The sequence below is a fragment of the Bordetella sp. BOR01 genome, from assembly GCF_019218885.1.
Classification (GTDB): domain Bacteria; phylum Pseudomonadota; class Gammaproteobacteria; order Burkholderiales; family Burkholderiaceae_B; genus Bordetella_A.
Genome location: NZ_JAHUWT010000001.1, coordinates 372,344 through 386,264, shown reverse-complemented (window position 1 = coordinate 386,264; position 13,921 = coordinate 372,344). Strand labels below are relative to the sequence as shown.

The 13,921-nt window shown below is 65.4% G+C and carries 18 protein-coding genes; 11 read left to right on the top strand and 7 right to left on the bottom strand.

The window, feature by feature from the left end; translation table 11 throughout:
* Window positions 1-71 precede the first annotated feature (71 nt).
* From KW845_RS29695 to KW845_RS01780, 6 genes are all read left to right on the top strand, one after another.
* Window positions 72-779 (top strand): response regulator transcription factor, encoded by a 708-nt coding sequence (locus KW845_RS29695; RefSeq protein ID WP_218367467.1) that lies wholly within the window; start codon window positions 72-74, stop codon window positions 777-779.
* 81 nt (window positions 780-860) lie between these two features.
* Window positions 861-1,448 carry a DUF2946 family protein gene (locus tag KW845_RS01800; protein ID WP_218367466.1) on the top strand — a complete coding sequence of 196 codons (588 nt, stop codon included), beginning with the start codon at window positions 861-863 and terminating at the stop codon, window positions 1,446-1,448.
* A 46-nt stretch (window positions 1,449-1,494) separates the two neighbouring features.
* Window positions 1,495-2,076, top strand: coding sequence for an NUDIX hydrolase (locus KW845_RS01795; protein ID WP_218367465.1), 582 nt, complete (start codon window positions 1,495-1,497; stop codon window positions 2,074-2,076).
* A gap of 3 nt (window positions 2,077-2,079) precedes the next feature.
* Window positions 2,080-2,841, top strand: coding sequence for a leucyl/phenylalanyl-tRNA--protein transferase (gene aat, locus KW845_RS01790; protein ID WP_218367464.1), 762 nt, complete (start codon window positions 2,080-2,082; stop codon window positions 2,839-2,841).
* A gap of 60 nt (window positions 2,842-2,901) precedes the next feature.
* Entirely contained in the window at window positions 2,902-3,636 is a 735-nt protein-coding gene (locus KW845_RS01785) for an arginyltransferase (RefSeq protein ID WP_218367463.1), read from the top strand.
* A 42-nt stretch (window positions 3,637-3,678) separates the two neighbouring features.
* Complete coding sequence (locus tag KW845_RS01780) at window positions 3,679-4,725, top strand: quinone-dependent dihydroorotate dehydrogenase (RefSeq protein ID WP_218367462.1); 1,047 nt, start codon at window positions 3,679-3,681, stop codon at window positions 4,723-4,725.
* A gap of 139 nt (window positions 4,726-4,864) precedes the next feature.
* Here the strand turns inward: KW845_RS01780 and phaP are convergent, their stop codons facing one another.
* Complete coding sequence (gene phaP / locus KW845_RS01775; protein WP_218367461.1) at window positions 4,865-5,443, bottom strand: TIGR01841 family phasin; 579 nt, start codon at window positions 5,441-5,443, stop codon at window positions 4,865-4,867.
* An 80-nt stretch (window positions 5,444-5,523) separates the two neighbouring features.
* Here phaP and KW845_RS01770 point away from each other — a divergent pair, with 80 nt between their 5' ends.
* Window positions 5,524-5,700, top strand: a complete 177-nt coding sequence (locus KW845_RS01770) for a hypothetical protein (protein WP_218367460.1) — start codon at window positions 5,524-5,526, stop codon at window positions 5,698-5,700.
* Window positions 5,701-5,770: 70 nt separating this feature from the next.
* Window positions 5,771-6,751, top strand: coding sequence for a tripartite tricarboxylate transporter substrate binding protein BugD (locus KW845_RS01765; RefSeq protein ID WP_218367459.1), 981 nt, complete (start codon window positions 5,771-5,773; stop codon window positions 6,749-6,751).
* Window positions 6,752-6,841: 90 nt separating this feature from the next.
* Here the strand turns inward: KW845_RS01765 and KW845_RS01760 are convergent, their stop codons facing one another.
* Genes KW845_RS01760 through KW845_RS01750 form a run of 3 tightly spaced genes read right to left on the bottom strand, consistent with a single transcriptional unit; the run spans window position 6,842 to window position 9,461 of the window.
* Entirely contained in the window at window positions 6,842-7,813 is a 972-nt protein-coding gene (locus tag KW845_RS01760; protein ID WP_255592322.1) for an IclR family transcriptional regulator, read from the bottom strand.
* A 24-nt stretch (window positions 7,814-7,837) separates the two neighbouring features.
* On the bottom strand, window positions 7,838-8,638 hold the full coding sequence (locus KW845_RS01755; protein WP_218367458.1) for a molybdopterin-binding protein: 801 nt from the start codon (window positions 8,636-8,638) through the stop codon (window positions 7,838-7,840).
* 19 nt (window positions 8,639-8,657) lie between these two features.
* Window positions 8,658-9,461 (bottom strand): EI24 domain-containing protein, encoded by an 804-nt coding sequence (locus KW845_RS01750; RefSeq protein WP_218367457.1) that lies wholly within the window; start codon window positions 9,459-9,461, stop codon window positions 8,658-8,660.
* Window positions 9,462-9,524: 63 nt separating this feature from the next.
* Between KW845_RS01750 and KW845_RS01745 the strand changes: the two genes are divergently transcribed.
* The gene (locus tag KW845_RS01745) at window positions 9,525-9,911 is read left to right on the top strand and encodes a thioredoxin family protein (protein WP_218367456.1); all 387 of its coding nucleotides are present in this window, start codon (window positions 9,525-9,527) and stop codon (window positions 9,909-9,911) included.
* 21 nt (window positions 9,912-9,932) lie between these two features.
* Here the strand turns inward: KW845_RS01745 and KW845_RS01740 are convergent, their stop codons facing one another.
* The 3 genes from KW845_RS01740 to KW845_RS01730 form a co-directional block, all read right to left on the bottom strand.
* Window positions 9,933-11,375 carry a DEAD/DEAH box helicase gene (locus KW845_RS01740; RefSeq protein WP_218367455.1) on the bottom strand — a complete coding sequence of 481 codons (1,443 nt, stop codon included), beginning with the start codon at window positions 11,373-11,375 and terminating at the stop codon, window positions 9,933-9,935.
* A 105-nt stretch (window positions 11,376-11,480) separates the two neighbouring features.
* The gene (locus tag KW845_RS01735; RefSeq protein ID WP_218367454.1) at window positions 11,481-11,816 is read right to left on the bottom strand and encodes an AzlD domain-containing protein; all 336 of its coding nucleotides are present in this window, start codon (window positions 11,814-11,816) and stop codon (window positions 11,481-11,483) included.
* Window positions 11,813-12,520, bottom strand: a complete 708-nt coding sequence (locus KW845_RS01730; protein ID WP_218368588.1) for an AzlC family ABC transporter permease — start codon at window positions 12,518-12,520, stop codon at window positions 11,813-11,815. The genes KW845_RS01735 and KW845_RS01730 overlap by 4 nt, the downstream gene beginning before the upstream one ends.
* 224 nt (window positions 12,521-12,744) lie before the next feature.
* Here KW845_RS01730 and KW845_RS01725 point away from each other — a divergent pair, with 224 nt between their 5' ends.
* Together KW845_RS01725 and KW845_RS01720 are read left to right on the top strand one after the other, a co-directional pair.
* Window positions 12,745-13,665: a branched-chain amino acid transaminase gene (locus KW845_RS01725; protein ID WP_218367453.1), complete on the top strand. Its 921-nt coding sequence runs from the start codon at window positions 12,745-12,747 to the stop codon at window positions 13,663-13,665.
* A 40-nt stretch (window positions 13,666-13,705) separates the two neighbouring features.
* The gene (locus KW845_RS01720) at window positions 13,706-13,918 is read left to right on the top strand and encodes a zinc-finger domain-containing protein (RefSeq protein ID WP_218367452.1); all 213 of its coding nucleotides are present in this window, start codon (window positions 13,706-13,708) and stop codon (window positions 13,916-13,918) included.
* The last annotated feature ends 3 nt before the right edge of the window (window positions 13,919-13,921 follow it).

The window sequence follows — 13,921 nt, the reverse complement described above, 5'->3', positions numbered from 1 at the left end:
ATCGCCACCGCTGCTAGCGTGCCTTCTATGACAAGAAAAAGGCACCGGGATCACCCAGGGGAGCTGCAAACGTGCCGACTATCATTGTGGTCGAGTCGCAGCCGTCGATACGGCGCGACATTCTTCAGGCGACTTCGCAAGCCGTTCCTGGCTGGAGCGTTGACAGCGTTGCGCATCTGGACATGGCGGTCGCGCCATCACGCGGCCAGGGATATGAGCTGATGTTGCTGTCAGTACGCAGCATCGACGACATCTATCAGATGGTGACCCTCGCCAAGCTGACATACCTGCCCAAGAACATCCTGTTGTTGTCCGACGACAGGGGCCTGGCTCCTTGGGCTCAAGGTTTGCCGCCGGGCGTGGTGGGCTGCGTGCCAACTGATGCACCGTCAGAAATGCTGCAGGCCTCGATCCGGCTGGTATTGGCGGGCGGCATGTATTTTCCTGCGCGGGTCGCCCGCAAGCCACCGGCAAAGGACTACGACAGCGAGATCTGCTGCTCGGTGTCCGTGGACCTGCCTTGCCGCCAGCAAGAAAGCGAGGCGCTGGGATTGACCCCGCGCCAATACGAAGTGCTGGTATTGCTGGCGCGCGGACACACCCTGAAAGCGATCGGGCGCCACTTGAATATTGCGGTTGCAACGGCCAAGGTCCATGCCGAAACCGTGTATCAGCGCCTGCAGGTGCACAACCGGAATGAAGCCGTCTATGCCGCGATTACGCGCGGCGCGACGCTGGGATGGCCGGCCATGGTGCGCGAAGCAGCCGTGCAGGCATAAAGACGCTCCGATTATCGGCGGCCGGCCATTCTGGTTAAATGGAGCGTTGATTTCTTGCGTTCCTGGGCGCCGCCAACCGTAATGGACTCTTCCGTCAAAGCAGCCCTGGCCAAATGGCCCGATGTCCCGGCCGTATATGGTTGGCTGTCGCTGGACGAACGCGGGCGCTGGCGCCTGCATCCGCAGGGCGATGCGGCCGATGGCGGGCCGGGCGATTCCATCACGAATACGCAGATACAGGATTTCATCGGCCGCAACTACGCAAGCGACGACCAGGGTCGCTGGTACTTCCAGAACGGCCCGCAGCGCGTCTACCTGCGCCTGGATGCCGCGCCCTACCTGCTGCGCCGCGCCGATGACGGTATCGGCCTGGCAACCCACACGGGCCTGCCGGTGCATGCCGTGACAGCCTGGTGGCTGGACGACACCGGGCGCCTGTATGCGCAGGCCGACGTGGGCCCCACCATGGTCGAGGGCCGCGAGTTGCCGGCCCTGCTCGACCAGTTGCGCGACTCGCATGGGCAGCCGTTGGCCGACGCGCTGGAATCGGCCGGCGGTATCGTGTCGGTTGTGCACCCGGCGCTGCCTGGCCCGGCCCCCTTGCATCGCGATGCCAAGCGTGCCGGGATCCCGGCACGCATGGCCTTTGTAGCCAATCCGCGCCCCTGACGCGCGCCGTGCAACAGGCGGGCCGACTGCCGTTAGAATCGACGCCATGACAGCGCAATCGCCCCCGAAGTACTTTCCCGCCCCGCGCCGAGCACGCTTCTGCAGCCAGTGCGGCACGCCGATCCATCGCCGCGTGCCCGATGGAGACAACCGCGAACGCGACGTCTGTGACCATTGCGGCGCCATTCATTATCAGAATCCGCGCATGGTGGTGGGCACGGTACCAGTCTGCGAAGGCCGCATCCTGTTGTGCCGGCGCGCCATCGAACCCCGCTACGACACCTGGACCTTGCCGGCGGGCTTCATGGAACTGGGCGAAAGCACGGCCCAGGGGGCCGCCCGCGAAACACTCGAGGAATCGGGTGCACGCATCGAAATGGGGCAGTTGTTCACCATCATCGACGTACCGCAGATAGAACAGGTGCACCTGTTCTATCTGGCACGGGCGCTGGGCCCCGAGCTGGATCCCGGCCCCGAGAGCCTGGAAGCGCGCTATTACGACGAAGCCGAGATTCCCTGGGAAGACCTGTCGTTTCGCACGGTGGCCACTACCCTCAAGCAATTCCTGGAAGACCGCCGGCGCGGCAGCTTCGGCACCCACCATTACACGCTCGAATCGCATCGCTGAACCTTGAAGCTGCCCTGGCTATCCTGCGACACGCCCTTCCCGCCGGTCGAGAACGCCCTGTCCGACCCCGCCGGCCTGCTGGCAGCCGGCGCCGATCTGTCGCTGGAACGCCTGGCAATGGCCTATTCGAATGGCATCTTCCCCTGGTACAGCGAAGGCGAGCCCATTCTATGGTGGAGCCCCGACCCGCGCATGGTCCTGGTTTGCGCCGATTTCGCGCCCTCGCACTCGCTGCGCAAACTGCTGCGCCAGATCGCACGCGACGAAAACAGCGTGCTGCCGCGCCTGCAGGTACGGGTCGATACGGCATTCGAAGCGGTGGTGGCCCAGTGCGCCGCGCCGCGCGGCAACCAGGCCGGAACCTGGATCACCGCGGCCATGCGGCAGGCCTACCGCGCCTGGCATGCGGCGGGCGTGGCACACAGCGTCGAAACCTGGATCGATGGCGAACTGGCGGGCGGCCTGTATGGCATCAGCCTGGGCCGCATGTTCTTCGGCGAATCGATGTACACCCGCGTGCCAGACGCATCGAAAGTGGCCCTGGCATACCTGGTGGCATTCTTGCGCAACGCCGGTGTCGAATGGATAGACTGCCAGCAACAGACACGCCATCTGGCCAGCCTGGGGGCCGGGCCGGTGCCACGCGCCCGCTTCGTTGAACACGTGCGCCAGGCAGTGGCCCAACCCGCGCCCGCCTGGCAGCCCGGACACCTGAACAGCCAGGGCCGGCTGCACCCCGCGCAATTCTCGCGGTTGTTGTACTGAGCCGCATCGGCGTTAAGATGTGTATACCCGCCCGGACTCGACATTCGGGCGGATCTGTCCATGAGCCAGCTCAAAGAACTTCCCTTCGCCACGCTGCAGTTTTATTCGACTGCGCCGTATCCGTGCAGCTACCTGCCCGGGCGCCAGGCGCGCTCGCAGGTGGCCGCGCCTGGCCACCTGATCAATGCCGGCGCATATTCGCAATTGGTGGAACAGGGGTTCCGGCGCAGCGGGCTATTTACTTACCGGCCGCATTGCGACAATTGCCATGCCTGTGTGCCGGTACGCGTGGACGCGGCCCACTTCACCCCCAACCGCAGCCAGCGCCGCGCGTGGCGCGGCCACCAGGACCTGCGCGCCTTCGTGGCGGAACTGGCCTGGTCTCCCGAGCACTACGACCTGTATACGCGCTACCAGCAGGGCCGCCACCCGGGCGGGGGCATGGATGAAGACAGCCGTACCCAGTACGCCCAGTTCCTGCTGACCAGCCGGGTCAACACGCGCCTGGTCGAGTTTCGCAACGCCGAAGGCACGCTGATCATGGTGTCCATCATCGACGTGCTCGACGACGGCCTGTCATCGGTGTACACCTTCTACGATCCGGCCGCGCGCGGCAGCCTGGGCACCTACAACGTGCTTTGGCAGATAGAACAATGCCGCACGCTGGATCTGCCCTGGCTGTACCTGGGTTACTGGATCGGCGACAGCCGCAAGATGGCCTACAAATCCCGGTTCCGCCCACTGCAGATGCACCTGGACGGCGCCTGGCAAGAACCGCCGCCCGACGTGCTCTGATACGGCGCGCGCGGCGGGGCAAACTGGCTACAATTGCGCCCCATGTCCATCCTTTTCCAAGCCTACCCCCTGGCGCGTCCGGCCCTGTTCGCCATGGACGCGGAAACCGCCCATGAAGTCACGCTGGCCGGGCTGCAGCGCGCCTATGACTGCGGGGCAACGCGCAAGCTGCTGCACGCCCGCCCGCGGGCGCCCGCCACCCTGATGGGCCTGGCGCTGGACAACCCCGTGGGACTGGCCGCCGGCCTGGACAAGAACGGCGCCCATATCGACGCCCTGGGCAACTTGGGCTTCGGCTTCGTGGAAGTGGGCACCGTCACCCCGCGTGCCCAGCCCGGCAATCCCAAGCCCCGCATGTTCCGCCTGCCGCGCGCCCAGGCGCTGATCAACCGGCTGGGCTTCAACAACCAGGGGCTGGATGCCTTCATTGCCAACGTGCAGCGCAGCCAATGGCGTACCCAGGGCGGCGTGTTGGGACTGAATATCGGCAAGAACGCCGACACCCCCATCGAACGTGCCGCCGACGATTACCTGTTGGGGCTGGAAGGCGTATACCCGCATGCCGACTATGTCACGGTGAATATTTCGTCGCCCAATACGCAGAACCTGCGCGCCCTGCAAGGCGGCGACGAACTGTCGGCCCTGCTGGCCCGATTGCGCGACAAGCGCGCCCAACTGGCCGACCGGCACCAGCGCCACGTGCCGCTGGCCGTGAAAATCGCCCCCGACCTGACCGAAGCGCAGGTCGACGCCATTGCCGACATTCTGCCGCGCTATGGCGTGGACGGCGTCATTGCCACCAACACCACCCTGTCGCGCGATGCGGTGGCCGGCCAGGCGCATGCCAACGAAGCCGGCGGCCTGTCGGGTGCGCCGGTGCATGCGCTGTCCTTGGCCGTCATCGCCCGGCTGCGCCAGCGCATGGGGGCGGACACCGCCATCATCGGCGTGGGCGGCATTCTGTCGGGCCGCCAGGCACGCGAAAAGATCGACGCCGGCGCCAATGCGGTGCAGTTGTATACGGGCCTGATCTACCGCGGGCCGGCCCTGGTGGGAGAATGCGTCGGCGCCATCGGGGCGGGCGCCTGAGGCCCTGCGCACCGGTAACAACGGGCGTCATGTTGCGCCAAAATAAAAAAAAGCCACCCGGTGGGGTGGCTAATTCCAGCTCTGCTCTGTCACTCAACAGTACTACAGTCTGGTCCGCGGCAACAACCCCGCGGCGCGATCAGGCAGCGGCGCGGCGGCTGCGGGTCGACTTGGTAGCGGCATCGGCGGCGTCGGTCGCGGCCTTGAACGTGGCGTTAGCGGCGGCGTTCAGGTTCGATTCAGCGACTTCGGCGGCCTGCTTGGCGGCCTTGGTCATCGATTCGTAGGCACCGTTGGCGGTGGCCAGCGACGACTTCAGCAGCGCGACGGCGCTTTCCGAGCCGGCGGGCGCGTTCTTCGAGAACTGCTCGACGGCATCGGCCACCTGTTGCTGGCCTTCGGCGATCTGCGTTTCGGCCAGCTTGGCCAGTTCGCCTTGCACGCTGGCAACGATGTCATACACATGCTTGCCATACGCCATGGCCTTTTCGGCACCCGGCTGCACCAGCGAGCTGGCGAACGCGGCGGCTTCCTGGGGGTCTTTGACACCAATGGCTTGCTGCGACGTCTGGGCCACTTCGTCGAGCGTGGCCTTGACGACCTTCAAGTTCAGGTCGACCAGCTTTTCGAAGCCGGCAAACAGCGTGGCCTGGGTGGCCACCAGGGTATTCAGGGCGGATTTCTGGCTATCCAGAACGTGTTGCGGAATGGCGGTCATAAGGGTCTCCGGGTAGAAGAGCCGGGGGCGTGCCGGCATATAACGATGTTTGCGACGGATGGAAACGGGCGCGGGATCCGATGTTGCAAGTTATCGCCGACCCATTTGCTGCACTGCACAAATGCCATTTTACGGACCTCGAACCAACTGTCAAGCTATTTGATGCGATGCAACAAATTGTGTTTGCTATGCCGCAGGATGGGGGGAAATACCCGGTGACGGCATATCCATTGTTTTCTACACTGGCGACCAACTGATGACACTCCAAGAAAGGCTCGTCAGTCCAAGTGAAAACACCGCCGCGCACCCCGCGGCACAGGAGACCCCATGACATTCATCCCCCGTACGCTTTCGGCATTGCTGGCTGCGAGCGCCCTGTTTGCCACAGGTGCCGCACACGCGGCAGAATACCCGGCGCGGGCCATCAACATGGTCGTCCCGTTCTCGGCGGGCGGCCCCACCGACAACGTGGCGCGCTCGCTGGCCGAAGCCATGCGGCCGACGCTGGGCCAGACCGTGGTGGTCGAGAACAAGGCCGGCGCAGGCGGCACCATAGGCACGTCGTACGTGGCACGCGCCGATCCCGACGGCTACACCATACTGCTGATGCACCTGGGGTTCACCACGGCGCCTTCGCTCTACAAAGACCCGGGCTATGATCCGTTCAAGAGCTTTGAGCCCATCGGCCTGGTGGTCGATGTTCCCATGACGCTCGTGGCCCGCGAAGACTTCCCGCCCAACAACATCAAGGAACTGGTCGAGTACGTCAAGGCCAACAAAGACAAGGTCTCGGTGGCCAACGCCGGCATCGGCGCCGCCAGCCACCTGTGCAGCACCATGCTGATCGACGCCCTGGGTGTCGACCTGCTGACCATCCCCTACAAGGGCACGGGGCCGGCCATGAACGACCTGCTGGGCAAGCAGGTCGACCTGATGTGCGACCAGACCACCAATACCACCCAGCAAATCGGCGCCAAGAAGGTGAAGGCGTATGCCGTTACCAGCCTGAAGCGCGTGCCTACCCTGTCCGACCTGCCCACCATGGACGAATCGGGCTTCAAGGGCTTCCAAGTGGGTATCTGGCACGGCATGTGGGTACCGAAGGGTACGCCCCAGCCGGTGGTCGACAAGCTGGTGAAGGCGCTGCAGGCCGGCCTGGCCGACCCGAAGTTCAAGGAACGCATGGCGGGCCTGGGCGCGGAAGTACTGAACGACGAAGCCAACCCGAAGGCCCTGGAGGCCAAAGTGCAGCAGCAAGTGCCGCAATGGGCCGAGCTGTTCAAGAAGGCTGGCGTGCCAAAACAATAAGACTAATAACTCTGGCCTTCGGGCCCCTGCAAACCCCTGGCTTGCCAGGGGTTTTTTATTGCGCGTCGGGAAAAGATCGCGATGCGGGCGCTAGGTGCGCACGGCGTGCGGCGCCAGGCCCTTGCCGGCACTGTTGGTGGTAACGGTGGGTTCGTAGCCCAGGGCCTCGGAAATATTGCGGGCCGCCTCGACCAGGACGTGGATCCAGTCGTCTTGCAGGCGCTCGGCCGGCGCCGAGATCGACAGCCCGGCCACTAATTTGCCGGTATCGTCGAAAATGCCGGCCGCGATGCAGCGCACCCCCAATTCGAGTTCTTCGTTGTCGCGCGCATAGCCATGCCGGCGCACCAGGGCCAGTTCGCGTTCCAGGCGTTCGAGGTCGGTGAGGCTGTTGCGCGTGTGCCCGGCCAGGCCCGTGCGCAACGCGTAGGCGCGCACCTGGCGGCTGTCGCTGGTGGACAGGAACAGCTTGCCGGTAGAGGTGAGGTGCAGCGGGGCACGCCCGCCGATGGCGCGCACCACCTGCATGCCGGAGCGCTCGCTCCAGGCACGGTCGATATAAACGATTTCGTCGCCCTGCTGCACCGACAGATTGATGGTCTGGCCCGTCAGCTTGTGCAGCGAACGCATGGCCGAGATCGCGGCCTCGCGCACATTCAGGCGCCCTTTCACCAGCGAACCGAGCTCGAGCAGGCGCATTCCCAGTTGGTACAGGCCATTATCGACACGTTCGACGTAGCGCCCCACCACCAGGTCGTTGAGAATGCGATGGGCCGTGGAGGCATGCAGGCCGGTAGTCGCCGACAGCTCTTTCAGGGTGACCGGGTCGGGATGGGCCGCCAGTGCGTCCAGCAGGCGCATGGCGCGCTCGATGACCTGGATGGCAATAGGAGACTGGCCCGGTGCATGCTCGCTGTCCGAGCCCGGCGCAATAGCTGACGTGGTGGAAGTCACGATGATGGATGAGTGCGGTGATGAGGCCTTGGGCGGCGGCGGATGCCGCAGCGCACCATAGGGCTGGTTCCCGTATTGTGAAATCTTGGCGGCGATTTGGCAACCCATGCCAGGATCGGCCCTCCGCTGCCATCAAGGCGCCAGCCGGCCGCCCAGGCGCAACGCCTCTTGCTGCAGGAAAGCCAGTGCCTGGGCCGCGGCGTCGGGCTCGCCCTTGACGCCCAGCTCGATGTGGGGTTGCCCGCCGGCCTCGCCCACGCTGGGCAGGCTGAACGCGCGCACCCCGTCCCAGCGCTGCTGCAAGGCTTGCATGACGGGCGCCACGCGCGACTCGGGAATGCCGAACACCAGGAACGAGTGTTCCACATGCGCCACCTGGTGATGCAGCGCAGCGTAGCGAGTGTCCAGCGTCCATTCCAGCATGGGCCAGGCCATGACAGGAAACCCCGGCACGAACGTATGGTCGTGAATGAAGAACCCCGGGATGCGGTTGTAGGGGTTGGGCACGATTTCGCTGCCCGCCGGAAACACGCCCATCTGCAGGCGCTGCTGGTTCTCGGCGGCGGCCATGTCGGCCGTGCCCTGCCCTTTGGCCGCCATTTCGGCCACGCGCAGCGCAATCGCCTGCTCGGCGTCGGGATGCAATTGCAGCGGCACACCCAGCGCGGCGGCGGCAGCCTGCCGGGTGTGATCGTCGGGCGTGGCACCGATGCCGCCGCACGACAGCACGATATCGCCCGACGCGAAGCTGCGGCGCAAAGCGGCGGTAAGCGTGCCGCGGTCGTCGGGCAGGATTTCGGCGCGCGCCAGCTGCAGGCCGCGCGCGGCCAGCAGCTCGACGATCTTGGTGAAATGCTTGTCTTGGCGGCGTCCGGACAGGATTTCGTCGCCCACGATGATCAAGCCGATGCGGCGGGAAGATGAAGCAGCCATGGAAATCCGATGAGTGGGGTCAGGCCTCGATGACGCGTTCCTGCCGCAAGCGCCGCAGGGCCTCGAGCCCATAGTGGGCATATACCAGGCCCGAATACACGGGCAGGATGATCCAGGCCGGCGGCAGCAGATTCAGCAACGCGCAGATCAGGCCGATGATCCAGAAGCCGGTATTGTGGCGTTCGAGCAGGATGCGCCGCTCGGCCGGACTGGCGTGTTCGACGATGGCGTCGATGCGCAGCATGCGCGAGAACGCGAAAGCCCACCAGAAAATCGACAGGATGACCGCCATGGGCGGGATCAGCCAGAAAGGCAGGGTCAGGACCCAGCCCAGTGCGAATACCACGCTGACCCAGATGGCATTCCATACGCTATAGGCGGTGGCATTGCGCCCTTGGCGCGATACCCCGGCGTATTGGCGCGCATCGACGTGCCGCAGCACCAATGGCATGACGAATATGGCCGCGATGGCCAGCCCCAGGATGCCCGATACAGGCAGCAGGATGGCTGCCGCAATGACCGGAATGAAGTACAGCTTGATGGAAAACAGGCCGATGCCCACTAGCCAGGCGTCGAAATCGTTGACGAACTGCCATTGCGAGGCTTGCAGGTTCAGCCATTCGGTCAGGGGAGTCCAGAATAGCCATACCAGCAGCAGCGCGCCCAGCAGCGCGATGACGAACGGCAGCAACACCGCGAGCAGCATATTGGGATGGCACTGCGACACCAGGGCACGCTTGAATGCCTGGACGATGCCGGCCGCGCCTACCGCGGCGGCACGCGCGGACGGGGGCGCCGCGGGATCGGGACGAGGAGGAATCATGGGGCGAACCTGTCGATAGACATGCCGGGTATCATAGTCTCAAATACGTTGCGATCTGATGCCATGCCCCTGCTCGTTCCCGGACCCGACACTTCCTCGCTGCGCGCCGCCCTGCCCTCCGGCGGCAATGACACCTGGCTGGTAGCCTGCTTCTGCGCCGCCTGGTGCGATACCTGCGAACAATATCGTCCCAAGCTGGCGGCCCTGGCCGAAGCCCAGCCCCAGCGGGTCTACGCATGGATCGACATCGAAGACCATCCCGACCTGCTCGGCGACGAAGACGTCGAGAACTTTCCCACGCTGCTGGTGCAGATAGGGTCGCGCGTGGTGTTTTATGGTCCGATGCTGCCGCATATCGGCCATCTGGAACGGCTGCTGGACAGCCTGGGGCCTGATAGTCCGCCGGTAGCCAGCGGCCTGCCCGACGTGCCCGCCTTGCTGGCGGGCTAGCTAGCTGGCCTGGCGGCCGCTTCAAGACTTGCGGTTGCCGCCCAGCAATACGGCCACCTGGCGCTTGGGCGTGGCGGAACGCGATTCGGATGAGGCCTCGGCCTTGTCAGCAGCCGGCGCGGTCGGTTCTTCGTAGGGCTTGTAGAAGAAATCGTCGGCCGGCTGGCGGGGTGCGCCATAACCCGACGACGCCCCACGGCGATCGCCGCGTTCGCGGCCGCGCGCACGGGGCTCGCGCGTATCGCGGGGTTCGCGCGTATGGCTGCGCACCACCAGGTCGTGGGGCACATCCAGCGTGCCGCGCGGCACCGGCCGCTTGATCAGCTTTTCGATGTCTTGCAGGTAGCGCGTTTCGTCGGCCGTGAACAGTGCGATGGCTTCGCCCGATGCACCGGCGCGGCCGGTGCGGCCGATACGGTGCACGTAGTCTTCGGCGTTGTGCGGCAGGTCGTAGTTGATGACGCAGGGTACGCCGGCCACGTCGAGGCCGCGCGCGGCAACGTCAGTGGCCACCAGCACTTCGAGTTCGCCCGCCTTGAAGGCTTCGAGCGCCTTCATGCGGTCGGCCTGGCTCTTGTCGCCATGGATGGATTCGGCCCGCACGCCATCGCGTTCGAGTTCGCGCGCCAGGCGCGCCGTGCCGATCTTGGTGTTGGAGAACACGATCACCTGCTTCAGCCCGCGCGACTTGACCAGGTGCACCACCGCAGCACGCTTGGCGTCGCTGGGCATCTGGTAGGCGATCTGGCTGACCGTGTCGGCCGTGGCATTGCGCGCGGCGACTTCGATCTCGATGGGCTGGTTCAGGTACGTGCGGCCCAGCTTGCGGATTTCGTTGCTGAACGTGGCCGAGAACAACAGCCCCTGGCGCTGGGCCGGCAGCAGCCGGACGATGCGATCCAGGTCGGGCAGGAAGCCCATGTCGAGCATGCGGTCGGCCTCGTCCAGCACCAGGATGCCGACCTGCCCCAGGTTGACGGTTTTCTGTTCGACGTGGTCGAGCAGGCGGCCCGGCGTGGCGACCAGGATCTCGCAGCCCCGGCGCAGCGCCTCTTTCTGGGGGCCGATGTCGACCCCGCCGAACACCACCGCGGAGCGCAGCGGCGAGTGCTTGCTGTAGCGCTTGACGCTTTCGTAGACCTGGTCGGCCAGCTCGCGCGTGGGCGTCAGGATCAGCGTGCGTACCGGGTGCCGCGCCGGCGATGCGCTGGTATTGGCCAGCGGCATCAGGCGATGCAGGATGGGCAGCGTGAAGGCCGCCGTCTTGCCCGTGCCGGTTTGTGCCGCGCCCATGACGTCGCGTCCCGCCATGATCGCCGGCAAGGCTTGCGCCTGGATCGGCGTGGGGGTGGTGTATCCGGTGTCGACAACCGACTGGAGCAGTTGGGGATGCAATCCGAAGTCGGAGAAAGTCGGGGTGGGCGCGTCGGTACTGGAAGCTTCGGTAGTGTTGGAGTCAGTCATCAGGATGGGCAGAAGCCGGGGGCCATGAAAAAGAACAAAACGAGTATGCTGCCAAGCCCGGATTGCTGTGGATAACTTTATTTTAGCGCAGCCGGCCCCGGTGCCTCAGCCGGCCAGCCAACGCAATACCCACAAGACCGCCATGCCGGTCACAATGACCATCACCGCGCTGCGGGTACGCAGGAACACGATCACCCCCACCATGGCGGCTACCAGGCGGTAGTCGAACGCCGGTCCGGCCCCCGCTTTCCAGGGCAGCAAGTCGGGCACGATGATGGCTGTCAGGGCCGCCGCCGGGGCATATCGCAGGGCTCGGCGCACGCCGTCGGGCAGCGGCACGTAGTCGCCGAACAGCATGAATCCCGCCCGGGTCAGCACGCTGCACAGTGCCAGCAGCAGGATGGCCGAATAAACGTAGATTTCGGATGGCCAGAGGGTCATGGGCGCACCTTGTGGAAATACCGCTCGGCACCGATGCCCGCCAGGATGCCGACGATGACGGCGGCGGCCAGGCCCAGCCGCAGAGGCAGCAACTGGCCGACCCAGGCGGTCAGCCCCGCCGCCAGCATGGAAATCAGCATGGGCTTGGAATTGGCCAGCGGCACGGTAATGGCCAGCAAGGCCAGCACCGCGGCGAAATCGAGCGACCAGGCCGAAGGCACCAGGGTGCCCAGGTAGATGCCGGCAATCGACGAAGACTGCCAGACGATCCAGCCCGGCGCGATCGTGCCCAGGAAGTACCACAGCTGTTCGCGCGTGCCGCGCTCGGTGGCGTCGCCAAAGCGCGGCATGAACAGCACGAAACCCATGTCGGTAGTGAAATAGCCCAGGCCCAGGCGGCGCGGCCAGGACAGGTGGCGAAAGTACGGGTGCAGGGCGGCGCCGAAAATGATGAAGCGCAGGTTGACCACGCAGCCGGCCATGAAGATCAGCCACAGGGGGGCACCGCTGGCGATCAGCGGCAGCGAGGTGAGCTGGGCCGATCCGGCGTACAAGAGCAGGGTCATGGCCAGGGCCATGGATTCGGTCAGGCCGGACTTGACCATGGCCACCCCGGTTACCAGGCCCCAGGTGGCGGTGGCGACCAGGGCCGGCACGATGGCATGCACGCCCTGGCGAAACGCCGCGATGCGTTCTTGCCGCACCAGGCGGGGGTCTTCGGGCACGGCAGCAGACTCAGCGGGCACCTGACGCCCCCTGGCAAGTGGAACTGGACGGCATGGAACTCATCAAAGAAGACACACACGCGCGCCAGAGTTCGCCCGGCGCGGCACCAGGCCCGGGCGCTGCCCGCGGCTCCGGCGCTGAAACAGCGGCATTGTACCCTTGCTGCTTGATACAATAGGCGCCTCTTTCAAGGGGGAACACCATGTCGATGGCGGACCGCGACGGTTTCATCTGGTACGACGGCAAGCTTGTCCCGTGGCGCGATGCCACCACGCATGTCCTGACCCATTCCCTGCACTATGGCCTGTCGGTATTCGAAGGCGTACGCGCCTACAAGACCGACGCCGGCACCGCCATCTTCCGCTTGCAAGACCACACCCGGCGGCTGTGCAATTCGGCGCACATCTACCAGATCCCCATGCCGTTCGACCCCGACACGCTCAACGCCGCCCAGTGCGAGGTCGTGCGGGCCAACCAGCTCGAGTCCTGCTACCTGCGTCCGCTGGTGTTCTACGGCTCGGAAAAAATGGGCGTCTCGCCCAAGGGCGCCAAGGTCCATGTGGCCATCGCCGCCTGGCCCTGGGGCGCCTACCTGGGCGAAGAAGCGCTGGCGCAGGGAATTCGCGTGAAGGTCTCGTCGTTTGCGCGCCAGCACGTCAATGTCACCATGCCGCGCGCCAAGGTGGCCACCACCTACGCCAATTCCATCATTGCCAACGCCGAAGCCCTGCAAGACGGCTACGACGAAGCCCTGCTGCTCGACACCGACGGTTTCGTGGCCGAAGGCGCGGGCGAAAACGTCTTCATCGTCAAGGACGGCATCCTGTGCGAACCCGAGATCGCCTCGGCACTGACCGGCATCACGCGCTCCACCGTGCATGCGCTGGCCGCCGACCTGGACATCCCCGTGGTCACCAAGCGCCTGACGCGCGACGACATCTATATCGCCGATGAAGCCTTCTTCACCGGCACCGCCGCCGAAGTCACCCCCATCCGCGAAGTCGACAACCGCAAGATCGGCGCGGGACGGCGTGGGCCGGTGACCGAAAAGCTGCAAACGGCCTTCTTCGACCTGGTCAACGGGCGCAATGCCAAATATGCGCATTGGCTCACCCCGGTCTGATACGCCGCCTTCTTCCACGCTATTTTTTTCAGGAAACACCATGACCGCCGCCGCCCCCGCCGCCGCGCCCGCCCACGAAACCATTGAAGTCGGCGCCGAAGACCTGCCCGTGTACTGCCCGGGCCCCAAGGCGCCGCTCTGGAGCATGCACCCCCGCGTGTTCCTCGATGTCACCCATACCGGGTCGGCGCGCTGTGCCTACTGTGGCGCCGAATACCGCCTGAAGCCCGGCGCCGTCGTGCACGGCCACTGACCC

What these genes read in the sequence shown, in the direction of transcription:
- KW845_RS01800 (WP_218367466.1), top strand. Translation starts at nt 861, where the DNA reads ATGGACTCTTCCGTCAAAGCAGCCCTGGCCAAATGGCCCGATGTCCCG.
- KW845_RS01795 (WP_218367465.1), top strand. Translation starts at nt 1,495, where the DNA reads ATGACAGCGCAATCGCCCCCGAAGTACTTTCCCGCCCCGCGCCGAGCA.
- KW845_RS01785 (WP_218367463.1), top strand. Translation starts at nt 2,902, where the DNA reads ATGAGCCAGCTCAAAGAACTTCCCTTCGCCACGCTGCAGTTTTATTCG.
- KW845_RS01780 (WP_218367462.1), top strand. Translation starts at nt 3,679, where the DNA reads ATGTCCATCCTTTTCCAAGCCTACCCCCTGGCGCGTCCGGCCCTGTTC.
- phaP (WP_218367461.1), bottom strand. Translation starts at nt 5,443, where the DNA reads ATGACCGCCATTCCGCAACACGTTCTGGATAGCCAGAAATCCGCCCTG.
- KW845_RS01770 (WP_218367460.1), top strand. Translation starts at nt 5,524, where the DNA reads ATGTTGCAAGTTATCGCCGACCCATTTGCTGCACTGCACAAATGCCAT.
- KW845_RS01765 (WP_218367459.1), top strand. Translation starts at nt 5,771, where the DNA reads ATGACATTCATCCCCCGTACGCTTTCGGCATTGCTGGCTGCGAGCGCC.
- KW845_RS01760 (WP_255592322.1), bottom strand. Translation starts at nt 7,813, where the DNA reads ATGGGTTGCCAAATCGCCGCCAAGATTTCACAATACGGGAACCAGCCC.
- KW845_RS01755 (WP_218367458.1), bottom strand. Translation starts at nt 8,638, where the DNA reads ATGGCTGCTTCATCTTCCCGCCGCATCGGCTTGATCATCGTGGGCGAC.
- KW845_RS01750 (WP_218367457.1), bottom strand. Translation starts at nt 9,461, where the DNA reads ATGATTCCTCCTCGTCCCGATCCCGCGGCGCCCCCGTCCGCGCGTGCC.
- KW845_RS01745 (WP_218367456.1), top strand. Translation starts at nt 9,525, where the DNA reads ATGCCCCTGCTCGTTCCCGGACCCGACACTTCCTCGCTGCGCGCCGCC.
- KW845_RS01740 (WP_218367455.1), bottom strand. Translation starts at nt 11,375, where the DNA reads ATGACTGACTCCAACACTACCGAAGCTTCCAGTACCGACGCGCCCACC.
- KW845_RS01735 (WP_218367454.1), bottom strand. Translation starts at nt 11,816, where the DNA reads ATGACCCTCTGGCCATCCGAAATCTACGTTTATTCGGCCATCCTGCTG.
- KW845_RS01725 (WP_218367453.1), top strand. Translation starts at nt 12,745, where the DNA reads ATGTCGATGGCGGACCGCGACGGTTTCATCTGGTACGACGGCAAGCTT.
- KW845_RS01720 (WP_218367452.1), top strand. Translation starts at nt 13,706, where the DNA reads ATGACCGCCGCCGCCCCCGCCGCCGCGCCCGCCCACGAAACCATTGAA.